This window comes from Tardiphaga sp. 709, assembly GCF_032401055.1.
Lineage (GTDB): Bacteria > Pseudomonadota > Alphaproteobacteria > Rhizobiales > Xanthobacteraceae > Tardiphaga.
The window spans coordinates 2,506,550-2,522,929 of the sequence record NZ_CP135529.1; the positions used below are offsets into that span (position 1 = coordinate 2,506,550).

Consider the following 16,380-nt stretch of genomic DNA (forward strand, 5'->3'; position numbering starts at 1 on the left):
ATCAGATCGCCTTTGGTTGGAGCATGAGGGAGCGCTTGCCATGGAAATAAGCCTTAACCCATGGATGCTCGGATCGAAGCAGCTCGCTCATCGGTCCGATCGTGACGATTTTTCCATCAGCCAGGGCCGCAACGCGATCACAAACGGTGTTCAGACTGGCGAGATCGTGCGTGACCATGAAGACCGTCAGTCCCAGGGTCTTCTGCAACGTCTTGATCAGCGTGTCGAAATCGCCAGCTGCGATAGGATCAAGGCCGGAAGTCGGTTCATCGAGAAAGACAATGGCCGGATCCAGCGCCAATGCGCGTGCAAGCGCGACTCGCTTTGTCATGCCGCCGGAAAGCTCCGACGGAAACTTGGCACCGTCCTCAGGTGCGAGACCCACCATTTCAAGCTTGGCATTCGCAATCTCGGCCATGAGTTCGTCCGAGAGCGTTGCATTTTCACGAAGCGGAAACTCAACGTTCTGCAATGCCGTGAGTGACGAAAACAGCGCCCCCTGCTGAAACAGCACTCCCCATTTTGCAGCGACACCCTTTGCCCGGCGCGCGGGCGTCAGACCGATATCGCTCCCCATCACCTCGATCTTTCCGCTTTGCCGCTCAATCAAACCAATCACAGTCCGCATCAGCACGGACTTCCCGCCACCGGAGGCACCGACCAACCCCAGGATTTCGCCCCGTCGAACATCGAGTGAAAGATGATCGATGACGATATGGCGGCCGAAACCGACAACTAGGTCCTCAACATGAATGGCAAGATGTGTACCTGTCTCCTGCATCGCTACATTCCTATCGATGCGAAAAACACGGCGAATAGTCCGTCGAGAACGATGACGAGGAAGATCGATTTCACGACAGATGTCGTTGTTTGTTTGCCTAGGGATTCAGCGCTACCTTTCACGCGAAGCCCCTCGCTACACGCGACGATCCCGATCACCAGCGCCATGAATGGCGCTTTGATGATACCCACTTCGAAATGCGTCACCGAAATCGCCTCATGTAACCGGGCTATGAATGTTACCGGCGACATTCCCCCATAAAACCATGCGACGAGGCCTCCCCCGTAAAGCGCCGCGACCGCCCCTACGAAGGCTAGGATCGGTAACGCGACGATCAACGCGACGACGCGAGGCAGGATCAGCACATCGACCGGATCAAGACCCATCGTCGATAGGGCATCAATCTCCTCGCGCATCTTCATGGAGCCCAGTTCAGCGGTGTAGGCGCTTCCGGATCTTCCGGCGACCATGATTGCAACGATCAGAACCCCCAGTTCACGCAACACCAGGATCCCGACCATATCGACCACATAGGCCTCCGCGCCGAACTTGCGGAAGTGGAATATGCCTTGCTGCGCGATAATGGCGCCGATCAGAAATGTAATCAGCACCACGATCGGAAGCGCCTGCCAGCCGACCCGATAGATCTGGTAAACCAGTGATGTCAGCCGAAACGATCTCGGGCGGCGAAGCACACCGACAGCGGCCAGGCAAATCGCGCCGAGCATTTGAAGGAAAGCCGACAGATCCAGAATTGCAGCCAGCGCCGCCCGACCCAGCATTTCCAATCTGCCGGCGATGGACTTACGCTCGGTGAGACCCGGATTACGTCGTCGATTGACCTGTCTCAATTCTTCGATCAGATCGATATAGTCTTCTGCAGCACCAACAATGTGCGCACGTTGTCCGCCGCCGGCCAAATGTCGCGATATTCGCTCGATAAGCCAAGCGCCCAACGTGTCGAGCTCGCGGACGCCGGACATGTTCACGGTTACCGACCGTGCCCGCGCGAGCTGAGGCGCAATGCTGGCAGATAGTTGCTCCAGAGTTGCCGCATTGACGACGGTCCAACTTCCTGTTGGGCACAGTTCCAGCGCATCGCCATTGGCCCTGGCAATGAGCAAAGGTGTATTCATCACGACGATCTCCTGCGCTGATGCCAAAGAGGCCAATGGAGGCGCCATCGAGCGTCGTCAGCCAGACGACGCGCGCGGGTTCAAGCGGATGCCACATGTGGGGTGACACGGATTCACCTCAAATCATACAACGAAGTTCCTTCCGCTGATTGCTGGAGCGAGCGTTATCGTCGGCCTGAAACTTATATTCGGAACTTCCGCCGCTCTGGCGGTTTGGATCTATCGAAATCGATCATCGATGCGTGTTCGTGGTCTTCTTTAATTAAAACGTTTCTGACGTGACAGCTGTTTGACGTATGTCAAATGGCCACTCGCCGTTTGCCGTACTGTTCTGCGACGATATTCCGCAACAACAAGCATGCACCTCGCTTCTGCAGAAGATAACACCGCTGCAAGAGCAAGTTAGACGCGAGCGCAAATCGCAAACAAGGAAACAAGATGCATCATTTTCATGCGGTCGTTTGGATCGACCATCGCGAAGCGAAGATATTCCATGTCGGCCTCACCGGGACAGATCAACTCGATCTCCATCCGACATTCGAGACACGCCACATTCATCACAAGGCCAACGAAATCGGAAGCGGTCACGTCCACGAAGACAAGGGACTGATGAAAGACGTGGCGGACGCGGTGAGTGATGCCGGTGAGATTCTGATCATTGGTCCGGCGCAGGCGAAAACCGAACTGGCGACCTATCTGCGAGAGCACACGCACATCGGCAGCCGCATTGTCGGCGTCGAGGCCGCTGACCATCCGACCGATGGTCAAATCGTCGCTTACGCCAAGAAACACTTCAAGATCGGTATATTGCACGGCGACGCGCCCGCAAGCCGCTGAAATTTACGACAAAGCGATTGCGAATATTGGCGGAAGATATTTGCCGCCGTGCAGCGACTGGATCAAGGTGCAGCATATGCCACGCTATGGAGAGGCCTTCCTCAGCACCGACGAGGTGCAATTGATTGATCGCTATTGGCGCGCCGCAAATTACCTGTCGGTGGGTCAGATATATCTGCTCGACAACGCCCTGCTGCGCGAGCCGTTGCGCAAGGACCACATCAAGCCCCGCTTGCTCGGCCATTGGGGAACCACGCCTGGGCTAAACTTCATCTACGCGCATCTGAATCGCATTATTTGCGCCCACGACCTCGACATGATCTATATCTGCGGCCCCGGCCATGGCGGCCCGGGCATGGTCGCAAATACATATCTGGAAGGCACCTATAGCGAGGTCTATCCGGACATTACCCGGGACGAAGACGGACTGCAGAAACTGTTTCGACAGTTCTCGTTTCCGGGAGGCATTCCTAGTCATGCGGCTCCGGAAACTCCCGGTTCTATCCATGAAGGCGGCGAACTCGGCTATGCGCTAGTGCACGCCTACGGCGCGGCCTTCGACAATCCCGACCTGATCGTCACCTGTGTCGTCGGAGACGGCGAAGCGGAGACCGGCCCCCTCGCCGCGTCATGGCACTCCAACAAGTTCTTGAGCCCGAAGCATGACGGCGCGGTACTGCCCATTCTTCATCTCAACGGTTACAAAATTGCCAGTCCCACCGTGATGGGGCGGATGAGCGACGACGAAATACGCCATCTGTTTCATGGCTACGGTCATGAGCCGATGTTCGTCGAGGGCAGCGATCCCGCCATGATGCACCCGCTGATGGCACATACGCTCGAGCGCGCGATTGACAGGATTCGTTCGATCCAGGCTTCGGCCCGTGACGGTCGCGCAACGGTGGATCGGCCGAAATGGCCGATGATCGTCATGCGCAGTCCAAAGGGCTGGACCGGACCCAAGGAAGTTGACGGCTTGAAGGTGGAGGGTTTTTGGCGCGCTCACCAGGTGCCGATTGCCAACCCGCGCGGCAATCCTGAACATCTCAGTCTGCTCGAAGAATGGATGCGCAGCTACCGGATCGACGATCTGTTCGATAAAGCTGGCCGGCTGCTACCTGAGTTGCAGGCCCTGGCGCCGCAGGGTCGCCGGCGCATGGGAGCGAATCCCCATGCCAACGGTGGTTTGCTAAAGCGCGAGCTAAAGCTGCCTGACTTCCGCGCCTATGCCATCGATGTTCCCCATCCCGGCGGAACAGAAGGCGAAGCAACGCGCGTGATGGGGCAGTTCCTGCGCGACGTCATCAAGCTGAACGCCGATGCGCGCAACTTCCGCATCATGGGTCCAGATGAAACAGCGTCGAACCGGCTAGACGCCGTATTTGACGTGACCGAGCGCGTCTGGATGGAGGGCGTCGAACCGTACGATGTCCATCTCGCCCAGGACGGCCGGGTGATGGAAGTGCTTAGCGAGCATCTATGTCAGGGCTGGCTGGAAGGCTATCTGCTGACCGGACGCCACGGGCTGATGTCCTGCTATGAGGCATTCATCCACATCGTCGATTCAATGTTCAATCAGCATGCCAAATGGCTGAAAGTGTCCCGGGCGCTGCCCTGGCGACGCCCCGTTGCCTCTCTCAATTATCTCCTTACATCCCATGTCTGGCGTCAGGACCACAACGGCTTCAGTCATCAGGATCCGGGCTTTGTCGACCTGGTTGCTAACAAGAAGGCCGACATCGTCCGGATCTACTTCCCGCCGGACGCCAACACACTGCTCTGGATCACTGATCACGTGCTTCGGACGTATGACCGCATCAACGTCATCGTTGCCGGCAAGCAACCCTCGCCGCAATGGCTCGGCATTGAGGAAGCTGCGACCCATTGCGACGCTGGGATCGGTATCTGGCCTTGGGCTGGCACCGAAGACACGGGCAGCGAACCAGACGTCGTGATGGCCTGTTGTGGCGACGTGCCTACCCTCGAAACCATGGCCGCGGTCGACCTTCTTCGGCAAGCCCTACCCGACCTGAAGATCCGCGTCGTCAACGTCGTCGATTTGATGACGCTGCAACCCAAGACGCAGCACCCGCACGGACTGGATGACCGCGACTTTGATGGCATGTTCACCCGGGACAAGCCGGTGATCTTCGCCTTTCACGGTTATCCCAACCTTATCCACCGCCTGACCTACAGCCGCGCCAACCATGACGGCATGCATGTACATGGCTTCGAGGAGGAAGGGACGACGACTACGCCGTTCGACATGGTGGTACTGAACCGGCTCGACCGCTTCCATCTCGCCATCGACGTCATCGAACGTGTTCCTCGCCTCGGCGTCACAGCACCGGCGATCAAGCAGCAGTTTCGCGACAAGCTGCTTGAACACACAACTTATGTGCGCGCCCATGGCGAAGACATGCCGCAGATTCGCGATTGGAGCTGGCCAGACCGCTTCACCAAGCACACGGCCGACTGAGGACAAACAATGCCAGATGCCGTCCTTGTCGTGAACTCCGGCTCTTCAAGCATCAAACTTGCGCTATTCGAAATCGCATCGGATAGAGAGCCGAGATTGCTCTGCCGTGGGAGTCTGGACGAACACGATGCCGAACCGCGCCTGACGATCAAAGTGACCGACGGTGCCGTTCTCTATGATCAGCATCGCAAAGTTGCAGACGGACACGGAGAAGAACTGCTGCTCGATGCTTTAAACTGGGTCGATGGCTATCTTGCCAGTGATGATCTGATTGCAGTTGGTCATCGCGTGGTCCATGGCGGACTGGCCTTCGCAGCGCCGGTCCGATTGACGGGATCGATCGTCAATAAGCTTGCCAAGCTGACACCGATGGCGCCGGTGCATCAGCCACGCTGTCTATCGCCGATACGTGCCATCATGACCGAACGCCCGGAACTGCCCCAAATTGCCTGCTTCGACACGGCGTTCCACCACTCACTTCCCGCGTCCGCCACCCGCTTTGCCATTCCACGCCAGCTCCACGACACCGGCATCCGCCGCTATGGATTTCATGGACTGTCGTTCGAGTTCATTGCCGGACGACTCCAGGAACTCTCACCATCTGCCGCCGAAAAACGGTGCGTTATTGCGCATCTGGGCAGCGGCGCCAGCCTATGCGCCATGCGTGGCGGTGCCAGTATCGACACCACGATGGGCTTTACCCCACTTGACGGCCTCGTGATGGCCACCCGCTGCGGCGCCATTGATCCTGGCGTGCTCCTCTATCTGCAGCAAGAGCTCGGAATGTCGGCAACCGACCTCGAAAATCTGCTCTATCGAGAATCCGGGCTGCTTGGAGTGTCGGGACTATCAGGCGACATGCGAGCACTGCTCGCCAGTAAAGACCCGCATGCCTCCGAAGCCATCGATCTGTTCGTGACGTCCATCGCCAGAGAGTCGGCGATGATGGTCAACAGTCTCCATGGTCTGGATTGTCTGATCTTTACCGGCGGGGTTGGCGAGCACGCACAGGAAATTCGCCGGCGCGTTTGCGAGCGGATGAGCTGGTTAGGTCTCACCCTCGATACAGACGCAAACGATGCAGGATCCGCGTGCATCAGCACTTGGGATAGCAGTGTTGAAATCCGGATCATTCCGACGAACGAGGAGTTGGTCATCGCGCGTTATTGCGTAAGGAACCTAGCTGATAGCATCTCTGATCCAGCCTAGGAGATCTACCGTCTGCTTCAAACTACCGAGAGACATTCGACGGGCTACCCGTCTGTACCATGTAACCAACGAGGTCCTCATGATAAATCTTGAAACATACGCACATGGCATCAGGGAGGCTCTGGACGAATGCCACGAGCACATGTCGCCTATGGAAGCTGGCGAACTGCAGATCGGCAAGCGTGCCAACGGTGCCGATTGGCAGGACATAACGACCGAGACGATCGATTGGCACAAGAAGATGATCACCACTTACGAAGGTATTCTGAAGGTGCTCTCTGCCAAGCTGCAGGGCGGTTTTTAATAGGATCAGGCCACGAGACACACATGAACGCGGTCGGTGGATCAACTCGTCCTTACCCGGTCGAATGGGAGCGACATCTCGTTCTCAATTCTGACTGGAGAATTTTTACGCGGCCAATCACGGCGGCGGATGAACCTCTAGTTCTGACGCTTCTCTCCCGCGTTAATAAGGGCGATCTCAGGCTTCGCTTCTTCGGTGCCATCAAGGAATTCTCCCACCCGTTTCTCGTAAGCTTGACGCAGATTGATTACGCTAGGGCCATGGCGTTCATCGCGTTCGATGAGGCGAGCCAGGAGCCGCTTGGCGTCGTCAGGATGCATCGTAAAGATGACGGCGTTTCCGGTGAATATGCCATCCTCCTTCAATCGGACCTCAAAGGCAGAGGGCTCGGTTGGGCTTTGATGCAGTTGATTATTGAATATTCCCGCTCCGAAGGGCTTAAACAGATCGTTGGCCAAATCATGCGCGAAAACACGATCATGCTTCAAATGTGCAGAGAGCTGGGTTTCGAAGTCATGGCAGACACAGAAGATCACGGAATTTATGATGTCACTTTAAACCTCTGAATAAATGTACCGCCTGGGATCCAGCATTCCGAAAGGCGACCTCGAACACTCAGTAAGGCCGGACTTCCGGATCAGAAGCGTTTTATGACGTTGTCCGCTTTGCGCGGTGAGTTCAACCGATCGCTGCAACACATTCGGCAAACCTCTCAGCCGGCGTCTGATAAAGCAAGGTTTTCCGTGGTCGCTCATTGAGCTGCCTTGCAATGGCGCTGAGCCTGGCTTGGCTGTGCAAGGAGAGATCGGTGCCCCGCGGCAGATATTGGCGCAGCAACCTGTTGGTGTTCTCGTTTGATCCGCGCTGCCATGGGGAGCGAGGGTCACAAAAATAGATATCGACGTCGGCGGCCAATGCCAGTCGCTGATGGTCGGCGAGCTCCTTACCTCTGTCCCAAGTCAGGGACCTGTAAAGTTCGCTGGGCAACCGCCGCGATTGCTTGATCAACGCCGAGACAACGCTTTCGGTATCTTTGTTCGCGACTTTAATCAGCATCACATAGCGCGAATGCCGTTCAACAAGCGTTGCGATATAGCTATTCCTCGATCCACCGATCAGATCGCCTTCCCAATGGCCAGGGACCGCACGATCATCGACGGAAGGCGGTCGTTCACTGATGGATACGGCGTTCTTGATCTGGCCGAGCCCGTTCCGTTTCATGCTCGCATGCCTGGAGCGACGAACCGTACGCTTTGCTCTCAGGTGCTCAAGAAGCTCCTTTTTCAGGACGCCGCGCGCCTGGATGAACAGGCTGCGATAGATCGTCTCGTGTGACACCTGCTTTTCGGGCTCCGCCGGGTGCGTCCGCTTCAGCCAGCCGGCAATCTGTTCCGGCGACCAGTGCCTCCCCAACAAGGTCGATACTGTCCGCCTCAAGAACGGACGACAAGCCAGCTTGCAGAGCTTGGGTCGCCGCGATCGATCCCAGGCGGCCTGATCGGACCGGGCTGCCCGATAGCGATCCGCCCCACCATTGCGTCGGACTTCACGGCTGATGGTTGAAGCCGATCGTCCCAAATGACGTGCGATCGACCGCAAGGAGCGGCACATGCTGAGCCAACGAGAAATCTCCTCCCGTTCAGACAGACTAAGCGCTCGCTTGGCACGGCACCGATCCGGCGGCCGGATACCGCCAGTCGGCGATATGATCGAGAATACCAATGAGGAATCGCGGTCAAACCGGCGTCCGATCGAACTCATCGGTTCGCCTGCTTGCCAACGATCCCAGATCTCGGATCGTTGCGCCGCCGAGTAGTTAATGCGTTGTCGCCGGTTCATGTCCGCACTCCATCTTTGCTACAAGATTAGAGTGTTGCACCGACCAATTGAGCCCACTGCCAGAAGCGGACACTATTCACCCTGAAGCAAAGGCTGCAAAGGCGCGTGCCACCGATCTCGCTTGGCTCTAAGGCGCCAAATACTGCAACAATCTCGGATCGTCGCGAATTTCGCTGGCCGAACCCGTCAGCGCAACCCGGCCGCGATCCAGCACGTAAGCGCGGCTCGCGACCCGAAGCGCGAGATCGAGATGCTGCTCGACGATGACGACGGCAATGTCCTTCGCCAGCAGGATCAGGCGCTCGGTGATTTCCTCGATGACACCGATCCAGACGCCCTCAGTCGGCTCATCCAGCAGCAAGATCTTGGGATCGGACAGCATGGCGCGCCCGATCGCCAGCATCTTGCGCTCACCGCCGGACAGCGTGCCGGCAAACTGATCAAGCCGCTGGCCGAGCTTCGGGAAGATCTCCAGCACGCGGTTGACTGCCCCACTGTCGCGATTGGTCAGCGCGCCGACGGCGAGATTGTCCCGCACCGAGAGTTTGGCGAACACCGAATGTTCCTGCGGGACATAGCCGACGCCGCGGCGAATGCGCTGCTCGGTCGGGAGTTTGCCGACATCGCGGCCATCGAGGCTCACCGCACCGCCGAGCACCGGCAACTCGCCGACAACAGCCTTCATCAGCGTGGTCTTGCCGGCGCCGTTGCGCCCGAGAATGGCGACGCCGCCGCGCCACGGCACGCTGAGCGTGACGCCGAACAGCACCTGGCTGCGGCCGTAACCGGCATCCAGCGACTGGATATCGAGGAATTTATCGTCAGGCACGGCGGAGATAGACCTCCTGGACCCTCGGGCACGACTGCACATGCTGCACCGAGCCGGTCTGCAGGATCTGGCCCTGATCCAGTACCGTGAGGCGGTCGCAGATATCGCGGATGAAATCGAGATCGTGCTCGACGATGACGAGCGAACAGCGCGCCTTGATCGGCTGCAGCAATTCGCCGGTGACGCGGCGTTCTTCCAGGCTCATGCCGCCGGTCGGCTCATCGAGCAGCAGGAGCTTCGGCTCGGGCGCCAGCGCCATGGCGATCTCAAGCCATTGCTGCTGCCCGTGCGACAGCGCGGATGCCGGCTCGTGGGCGCGATCGACGAGACGAAACTGTTCGAGCATCGCCATAACCTTGTCATGCAGCACGCCGCGGGTGCGCGACAGCGCCAGGTTGAGCAGCGATGTCTGTGCCTGCAGCGCCAGCAGGATGTTGTCGTAGAGCGTCAGCGCCGGCAGCACGCTGGTAATCTGGAATTTCAGGCTCATGCCGGCACGGGCGCGCTCAGCTGGCGAAGCCTGCGTGATATCGTGACCGCCGAAAGTGACCGTGCCTTGCGTCGGTGTCTCGGCGCCGGCGATACATTTCATCAACGTGCTCTTGCCGGAGCCGTTGGGTCCAATCAGGCCATGGAATTCATTGGCAGCGATGGTGAGATCGGCACCGTTCAGCGCCGTGAGCTTGCCGAAGATCTTGATGAGGCCTTTTGCTTCGAGAAGCGCCATGACTATCGCTTCCCCGGCCGGCCGAAGCTGCCGACGCGCTCGCGCTCTGACAACAACAGACTGACCAGTCCTGCGGGCCGGAACAGGATGACCAGCAGCAGCAATACGCCGAGGATGATCGGCCAGATGTCCTGATAACTGTTCGACAGCCAGAAGCTGACGGCCTCGATGACGACCGTGCCGATCACGGCGCCGATCAGCGTGCCGGAACCGCCGAACAACACATAGAGCACCACCTGGGTGGAAATCACGACGCCCAGCATGTTCGGCCAGACGAAGCCTTCGTGAAACGCATAGAGACTGCCGGCGAGCCCAGCGATAGCCCCGCTCAGCGAGAAGATGATCGCCTTGAGGTGCTGCACCTTGTAGCCGAAGAAGGCGATGCGCTGTTCGTTCTCGCGCAGGCCGGCCAGCGCGAGGCCGAATTGCGAGCGCATTAAAAAACGACAGAGCAGATAGACTACGATCAGGAAGCCGATGGCCATGTAGTAATAGGAAGGCCCCTCTGTGAACTCATAGCTGCCGATTGTCATCGGCGGGATCGAGGGAATGCCGTTCTGACCGCCGAGATAATACCAGCCCCGCGCCAGACGATCGCAGGCATAGGAGCCGGTTAGCGTGCCCAGCGCCACGAAGATGACGCTGGCGGGATGGCGACCAAGCAGCAGAAAGCCGCCGAGCAGCAGCGCGAAGGCGAAGCCGATCAGAAGACCAGCGGGCAGCACGAGAAGGATGGACGTAATGCCGAGATCGCGCGCCAGTAGCGCCACGCCATAGCCGGCCGAGCCGAAAAACACGGCCTGGCCGAAACTCATGATGCCGGCATAGCCCCAGACCAGGTCGAATGACAGCGCGAACAGGCAGAGGATCAGCACGCGCGTGGCATAGACGGTGAGATAGTCCTGCAGCACCAGCGGCAGCAGCAAGCCAATGACCAGCACCGCAATTTCGATCATCGGCAGCACGCGCCATTGGCGCGATGCGCTGATGCCTCGCGTCAGAGATACGGCAGAGAGTGGCGTCGTCTCGGTCATTAGGTCGCCGACATGAGAGAAAGAGAAGCGGGAGTGATATCGGTCACTCCCGCGAGGTTCGGATTATCGGCTCAGCATTCCTTGGGATCGACGAGACCGGCGCTGCGCGCGACGACCTCATATTTTCCGCCCTTCGCCACCGCCGTGTACATTTTCATCTTGCAGTGCCGCTGACCGGGGACCATCTCGGCCGGGCCGCCCGGGCCTTCGGCGATCTTGGCATGGTCGAGCGCCTTGGCAACTGCATCACGATCGACACTGCCGGCTTCCTTGACGGCCGCCTCCCACAGTTTCAGGCCGCGATAGGTGCCGGTCGCGGCACTGCCAGCCGCGAACAGGAAATTGCCCGGGAACTGTTTTTCGTAGGCCGCCTGGAGCTTGGCACTGAACGGATCTTCCGGCGTCAGCGCCTTGAAGTAATCGAGGCAGCTTGCGAGGCCCTCGATCTCGGCCGGCTGATTGATGCTGAGCGTGTTCTCGTCATAGTAGACGCAAGCGAGCCGCCCGCCATTCTTGAGGAAGCCCGCTTCAGAGAGCTGCTTGAAGAACGGCCCGACACCTGGCGGAATGACGGTGTTGAAGACAACATCGACCTTGTTCGAAATGATGCGGTTCACGGTCGACGAAAAATCGATCTGGTCGAGCGGGTAATACTCCTCGAACACGACCTCGCCGCCATTGGCCTCGATCACCTTGCGGGCATAGACGTTCAGCGTATGCGGCCAGACATAATTGGCACTGGGCAGCGCAAACTTCTTGCCGCCATTCTTGATCAGCCAGGGGATGAATTCATCACATTGCTGCGCCGGCGTCGGCCCGGTGCAGAACAGATAGGGCGTGCATTCCTTGCCTTCATAGAGCTGCGGATAGATATAGAGCGTCTTGCCGCGGGAGACGATGACGTCCTTGATGGCGTTGCGCATCGACGAGGTGATGCCGCCGATGACCAGATCAACCTTTTCGCGCTGGATCAGCTTACGGACATTGCCGACCGCGACGGATTCATTGGACGCAGTGTCCTCGATATACAGTTCCAGCGGCCGGCCAAGCAGACCGCCGGCATCGTTGATGTCCTTGATCACCATCCTGGCCACATTGGCGTCGGCATTGCCGGCATAGCCCATCGGCCCGGTCAGATCGGTACCGACACCGACCTTGATCGGTCCGGCAGCCGCATTGGCCCAGCCAGCGGGGATGACCCAGCTGCCGACACCGGTGGCGACGGCCGTACCGAACAGCGCCGCATTGCCGAGAAAGCGGCGGCGGCTGAGAGTGTTGGCGTCATGAGACATCGGACTAAACCCCTTTTCCTGCAACGAGGCCCTGCGGCCGGAATTTGATGAAGATGATGGCGAGCACGAATACGGCGACATCGGCGATAACGGGCGAGATGACCCAGGGCAGCGCCGCGCTCAGCGTGCCGATCAATCCGGCGCCAGCCACCGGTCCGGCAAAGGAGCCGATGCCGCCGACCATGACGGCGACGAAGCCCTGAATCAGAAAGCGAATGCCGAGATCGGCGAACAGCGTGAACACCGGCACGATCAGCGCGCCGGCCAGACCTGCGAGCGCGGCGCCGAAGGCGAAGGTTGCGCCATAGATTGCGTTGGTCGAAATGCCGGAGGCTCGCGCCAGCGCCGGGTTCTCCAGCGAAGCGCGGATGCGCAGGCCGAACGCGGTGCGCGCCAGCAGCAGATAGCTCCCTGCCATTACCAGTGCGGTGATCACGATGATCACCAGACGCCAGGTTGAGAAATGCATGCCGCCGATGGCCACCGAGCCGCCGATGGGCTCCGGTACCGAGAGATACAGCCCACCGATCAGGCCGCGCACGATCTCGCGAATGATCAGCCCGAGCGCATAGGTACCGAGCATGGCGACGATCGGCGCAGCATAGAAGCGCCGGACGATCAGCCGCTCCAGTACGAAACCTAAAGCACCAACCACAAAGGGTGCGGCGATCATGCCCAGCCACACCGGCGCGCCGGCGGAATGGACGATATAGGTGACATAGGCCCCGAGCAGAACGAACTCGCCCTGCGCGAAATTGAAGATGCCCATCATGCTGGCGATGATCCCCAGCCCCAGCACGACCAGCACGACGATCGCCCCGAAACTGGCGATCTCGAAGATCGCCATGATCAGATTATCCATGCGCGATCACCGATCCCCGCTTCTGCATGGATTCCTCACATCGTCTTCCAATCAGCGGACTGCTCGAAGGCATGAGCCGCGCGATAGATGGTCATCTCGTCGAAATGCTTGCCGACCAACATCAACCCGACGGGCAGGCCATCGACCATGCCGCAGGGAATCGACATCGCCGGATGATGCGAGATATCGAACGGCGAGGTGTTGGAGATCATCTCGAAGGCGCGGCCGACGACTTCTTCACGCGGCGCGCCGGGCGCCGGCAGCGGTGTCGCCTTCATCGGTGTGGTCGGCATTAGCAACAGATCATAGCTCGCCAGCGCCTTGTCATAGGCAGCCGTGACGCGACGCGAGATGTTCAGCGCCTTGCCGTAGAAGCGCGGTCCGAAACTATTGTTGATATAGGTGCCGAACAGCAGCAGCAGCTTCGTGGTTTCGGACAGCGAATCCGCCTGCCCGCGCCAGCCGCGATGGGCATCCATCAGCGAGGTCGAATAGAGATCCGACCGGCTGAGGCCATAGCCGTCGCCCACCATCATGGTCTGGGTCATGCCTTCGGTGCCGATCGGGGTCCACACCGCCGCCGCGGTGAGATGCATCGGGATCGAGATCGTCTCCACTGTCGCGCCCAGATCGGCGAAGCGCCTGGCGGCTTCGCGGACGCTGCGGTTGACCGCGTCCTCGGCGCCGAGCTGCTCAAAACCTTCCTTGACGATGGCGATCTTCATGCCCTTGACGCCGGCGCCGAGCGCCTTGGTGTATTCCGGCACTTCCGGCGACTTGATCCGCGGATCATAGCCGTCATCGCCGGCAAGCACTTCCAGCAGCAGCGCGTTGTCGGCGACATTGGATGTCATCGGACCGGTGTGATCGACGAATATCTCGATCGGCATGATGCCCGTATAGGGCACCAGGCCCCAGGTCGGCTTCATGCCATAGGTGCCCGAGAAGGACGACGGCATGCGGATGGAGCCGCCCTGATCGCCACCGATTGCCATGTCGACTTCGCCAAGCGCCACGACAACGGCACTGCCGGACGACGACCCGCCGGCGGAATAGCCCATCTTGTGCGGGTTATGCACGTTGCCCGTCGAATTGGTGTGGCTGCCGCCGGACATGCAGAAGGATCTCGCAATGCACCTTGCCCATGATCTCGGCGCCGGCATCGAGCATGCGTGTGACGATGGTGGCGTCGAAATCCGGCACATAGCCTTCCAGCGTGGACGAGCCGTTCATCATCGGCACGCCGGCCAGCATGATGTTGTCCTTCAGCGCGACGGTCTTGCCCTTGAGCTTGCCGCTGGGCGCACCTTTCACCACCGACTTGCGATACCAGGCGTTGCGCGTGTTCTCTTCCGGCGCGGGCCGATAGCCAGGCGTACGCGGATATTTCACTTCGGGCACTTCGTCGGGCATCGCCGCCACGACGTTGTAGGCATCGACGGATCCCTGCATCAGCGCGCGGAACGAGGTGACGTCCTCATCGGACAGCGCGAGGCCGCACTGATCGGCGACGGCGAGGAGTTGATCGGGAGTGGGAAGTGAAACGGCCACGATGATTTCTCCTGATATCCACGATGCAACCGGCGCGGCATTTCTTCGGGATGCCCACGCCGTCAAGGCGACGACGGTGTCGCCTTTCGCGCATCATTAGAAAGAGAAATATTTTCCTTTTCAAGTATTATTTTTCGCGGTCGTCCTGAATCGGGTCTGCGACTGACCTAGAATGTCCGGATGAGCCTGAAATCCAGACCGTCTGCTTCGGCAAGATAGATCGGCATTTTCGCCCGCCCGCCGCGTATGCTGACCTCGCCGCGGGCGCCGTGATAGGCCACGCTGGACGCCGCGTTCAGCATCGACCGGACGTCGAATGAGCCCGCCTTGGTCGCCACGGATTCGAGAAACCGAAGCCCCTCGTAGTTCGACTGCGCGACCGATCCCGGCACAGGCGCACAGCGCCCGAACGATGCTTCATATTGCGCACGGAATGCATCATTCGCCGCCGACGCACGGTCGACGAAATAGCCCGATGCACAATAGAGCCCCTCGGAGCTATCCGCGCCCATGCCGAGCAGCAGCGTTTCATCCATGGCCCCCGCCAGTCGGAGAACCTTCGACGAGAGACCATGTTCGGCGAAGGCGCGGTTAAACACGATACTGTCGGTGCCGATCAGCGAGATGACCACCACATCCGGCTTGGCGGCCCGGATACGGGCGATCTGGGCATCGTGATTCTGCTCGCCAAGCGCAACGAATTCCTCACCCACCACACGCCCTCCGGCGCCGGCGATGTATGTCTTGGTGGCCTTGTGGGCCAGCCACGGCCAGACGTAATCGCTGCCGATCAGATACCAGCGCTTCGCTTTCTTTTCATTCGCCAGCCATTCGATGGCCGGCCGCGACTGATCGCGCGGCGTCTCGCCGATCGCCATCACGCCGGGCGTTCGTTCGCCGCCCTCATAGACCGGCGTGTAGATATAGGGCACGCGCCCGGCGATCACCTTGCGCAGCGCGACGCGGACCGCGCTGATATGCGAGCCCATAATGACATCGACATCGCCAGCCGCGATCATGTCGGTTGCCGTGCGAGCAACGCCATCGATATCGCCGCCGGCGTCATGAAACACCGGCTCGATCTCGCGCCCGAGAATGCCGCCACGCCGATTGATCTCCGAAGCCGCGAGCATCATGCTATTGGTGCCCGCCAGGCCCCAGATCCCGGCCGGACCGGACAAGCCGATAAAATTGACGACGCGCAGCTTTTCGCGATTGCGACGCCGCGGAAACAGATCGGGACGTGCAATCGCGTCACGGCCTCCCCCGCTGTCATGAAAGCCCTTCAGCAACCATGGCGCCGGCATCGGCAGCGCGCCGGTCGTTGCAATCTGCAGTGACGAGAGCATGTCGCTCTCCTTTCGACGTTGTCAGCGGCGGTGCGGCATCAATTGATCGTCAGTAAAATCGTGCGAAAGAAAATATCGTAGAGGAAAATATTGAATATTCAACGATTCCCGTGCATATGGATCAGGCAAAGTCGCTTAATATTCATCACCC

General features: G+C 59.4%; 14 protein-coding genes and 1 pseudogene. 5 read left to right on the forward strand and 10 right to left on the reverse strand.

Translation table 11 applies throughout. The features are described 5' to 3' along the window. Position 1: 1 nt before the first annotated feature. Positions 2 to 781, reverse strand: coding sequence for an ABC transporter ATP-binding protein (locus RSO67_RS12420; RefSeq protein WP_315843702.1), 780 nt, complete (start codon positions 779 to 781; stop codon positions 2 to 4). 2 nt (positions 782 to 783) lie between these two features. After that, positions 784 to 1,917 (reverse strand): ABC transporter permease, encoded by a 1,134-nt coding sequence (locus RSO67_RS12425; RefSeq protein WP_315843703.1) that lies wholly within the window; start codon positions 1,915 to 1,917, stop codon positions 784 to 786. Between the two features lie 438 nt (positions 1,918 to 2,355). Here RSO67_RS12425 and RSO67_RS12430 point away from each other — a divergent pair, with 438 nt between their 5' ends. From RSO67_RS12430 to RSO67_RS12450, 5 genes are all read left to right on the forward strand, one after another. Further along, positions 2,356 to 2,754 (forward strand): translational machinery protein, encoded by a 399-nt coding sequence (locus RSO67_RS12430; protein WP_315843704.1) that lies wholly within the window; start codon positions 2,356 to 2,358, stop codon positions 2,752 to 2,754. 76 nt (positions 2,755 to 2,830) lie between these two features. After that, positions 2,831 to 5,233 carry a phosphoketolase family protein gene (locus RSO67_RS12435; protein WP_315843705.1) on the forward strand — a complete coding sequence of 801 codons (2,403 nt, stop codon included), beginning with the start codon at positions 2,831 to 2,833 and terminating at the stop codon, positions 5,231 to 5,233. A gap of 9 nt (positions 5,234 to 5,242) precedes the next feature. Further along, on the forward strand, positions 5,243 to 6,442 hold the full coding sequence (locus RSO67_RS12440) for an acetate/propionate family kinase (RefSeq protein WP_315843706.1): 1,200 nt from the start codon (positions 5,243 to 5,245) through the stop codon (positions 6,440 to 6,442). 79 nt (positions 6,443 to 6,521) lie between these two features. Next, positions 6,522 to 6,746, forward strand: a complete 225-nt coding sequence (locus tag RSO67_RS12445) for a hypothetical protein (protein ID WP_315843707.1) — start codon at positions 6,522 to 6,524, stop codon at positions 6,744 to 6,746. Between the two features lie 23 nt (positions 6,747 to 6,769). After that, positions 6,770 to 7,312 (forward strand): N-acetyltransferase family protein, encoded by a 543-nt coding sequence (locus tag RSO67_RS12450; RefSeq protein WP_410001843.1) that lies wholly within the window; start codon positions 6,770 to 6,772, stop codon positions 7,310 to 7,312. Positions 7,313 to 7,424: 112 nt separating this feature from the next. Here RSO67_RS12450 and RSO67_RS12455 read toward each other — a convergent pair whose 3' ends face one another. The 8 genes and pseudogenes from RSO67_RS12455 to RSO67_RS12490 all read right to left on the reverse strand — a co-directional run bounded on the left by RSO67_RS12455 (position 7,425) and on the right by RSO67_RS12490 (position 16,229). Next, a complete protein-coding gene (locus RSO67_RS12455; protein WP_315840826.1) occupies positions 7,425 to 8,585 on the reverse strand; it encodes an IS30 family transposase in 1,161 nt (386 codons plus the stop codon). Positions 8,586 to 8,712: 127 nt separating this feature from the next. Continuing rightward, the gene (locus RSO67_RS12460; protein ID WP_315843708.1) at positions 8,713 to 9,414 is read right to left on the reverse strand and encodes an ABC transporter ATP-binding protein; all 702 of its coding nucleotides are present in this window, start codon (positions 9,412 to 9,414) and stop codon (positions 8,713 to 8,715) included. Further along, positions 9,407 to 10,141: an ABC transporter ATP-binding protein gene (locus tag RSO67_RS12465; RefSeq protein WP_315843709.1), complete on the reverse strand. Its 735-nt coding sequence runs from the start codon at positions 10,139 to 10,141 to the stop codon at positions 9,407 to 9,409. The genes RSO67_RS12460 and RSO67_RS12465 overlap by 8 nt, the downstream gene beginning before the upstream one ends. Positions 10,142 to 10,143: 2 nt before the next feature. After that, positions 10,144 to 11,175, reverse strand: coding sequence for a branched-chain amino acid ABC transporter permease (locus RSO67_RS12470; protein ID WP_315843710.1), 1,032 nt, complete (start codon positions 11,173 to 11,175; stop codon positions 10,144 to 10,146). Positions 11,176 to 11,246: 71 nt separating this feature from the next. Continuing rightward, positions 11,247 to 12,467, reverse strand: a complete 1,221-nt coding sequence (locus RSO67_RS12475) for a substrate-binding protein (protein WP_315843711.1) — start codon at positions 12,465 to 12,467, stop codon at positions 11,247 to 11,249. A gap of 4 nt (positions 12,468 to 12,471) precedes the next feature. Continuing rightward, a complete protein-coding gene (locus RSO67_RS12480) occupies positions 12,472 to 13,329 on the reverse strand; it encodes a branched-chain amino acid ABC transporter permease (protein WP_315843712.1) in 858 nt (285 codons plus the stop codon). 35 nt (positions 13,330 to 13,364) lie between these two features. After that, positions 13,365 to 14,880 (reverse strand): annotated as a pseudogene (locus tag RSO67_RS12485) (amidase). 167 nt (positions 14,881 to 15,047) lie between these two features. Continuing rightward, positions 15,048 to 16,229 carry a substrate-binding domain-containing protein gene (locus RSO67_RS12490; RefSeq protein ID WP_315843713.1) on the reverse strand — a complete coding sequence of 394 codons (1,182 nt, stop codon included), beginning with the start codon at positions 16,227 to 16,229 and terminating at the stop codon, positions 15,048 to 15,050. Between the last annotated feature and the right edge of the window lie 151 nt (positions 16,230 to 16,380).

Excerpts from the sequence above, each read along its gene's own strand:
- RSO67_RS12420 (WP_315843702.1), bottom strand. The coding sequence starts at position 781 with ATGCAGGAGACAGGTACACATCTTGCCATTCATGTTGAGGACCTAGTT.
- RSO67_RS12425 (WP_315843703.1), bottom strand. The coding sequence starts at position 1,917 with ATGAATACACCTTTGCTCATTGCCAGGGCCAATGGCGATGCGCTGGAA.
- RSO67_RS12430 (WP_315843704.1), top strand. The coding sequence starts at position 2,356 with ATGCATCATTTTCATGCGGTCGTTTGGATCGACCATCGCGAAGCGAAG.
- RSO67_RS12435 (WP_315843705.1), top strand. The coding sequence starts at position 2,831 with ATGCCACGCTATGGAGAGGCCTTCCTCAGCACCGACGAGGTGCAATTG.
- RSO67_RS12440 (WP_315843706.1), top strand. The coding sequence starts at position 5,243 with ATGCCAGATGCCGTCCTTGTCGTGAACTCCGGCTCTTCAAGCATCAAA.
- RSO67_RS12445 (WP_315843707.1), top strand. The coding sequence starts at position 6,522 with ATGATAAATCTTGAAACATACGCACATGGCATCAGGGAGGCTCTGGAC.
- RSO67_RS12450 (WP_410001843.1), top strand. The coding sequence starts at position 6,770 with ATGAACGCGGTCGGTGGATCAACTCGTCCTTACCCGGTCGAATGGGAG.
- RSO67_RS12455 (WP_315840826.1), bottom strand. The coding sequence starts at position 8,585 with ATGAACCGGCGACAACGCATTAACTACTCGGCGGCGCAACGATCCGAG.
- RSO67_RS12465 (WP_315843709.1), bottom strand. The coding sequence starts at position 10,141 with ATGGCGCTTCTCGAAGCAAAAGGCCTCATCAAGATCTTCGGCAAGCTC.
- RSO67_RS12470 (WP_315843710.1), bottom strand. The coding sequence starts at position 11,175 with ATGACCGAGACGACGCCACTCTCTGCCGTATCTCTGACGCGAGGCATC.
- RSO67_RS12475 (WP_315843711.1), bottom strand. The coding sequence starts at position 12,467 with ATGTCTCATGACGCCAACACTCTCAGCCGCCGCCGCTTTCTCGGCAAT.
- RSO67_RS12480 (WP_315843712.1), bottom strand. The coding sequence starts at position 13,329 with ATGGATAATCTGATCATGGCGATCTTCGAGATCGCCAGTTTCGGGGCG.
- RSO67_RS12490 (WP_315843713.1), bottom strand. The coding sequence starts at position 16,229 with ATGCTCTCGTCACTGCAGATTGCAACGACCGGCGCGCTGCCGATGCCG.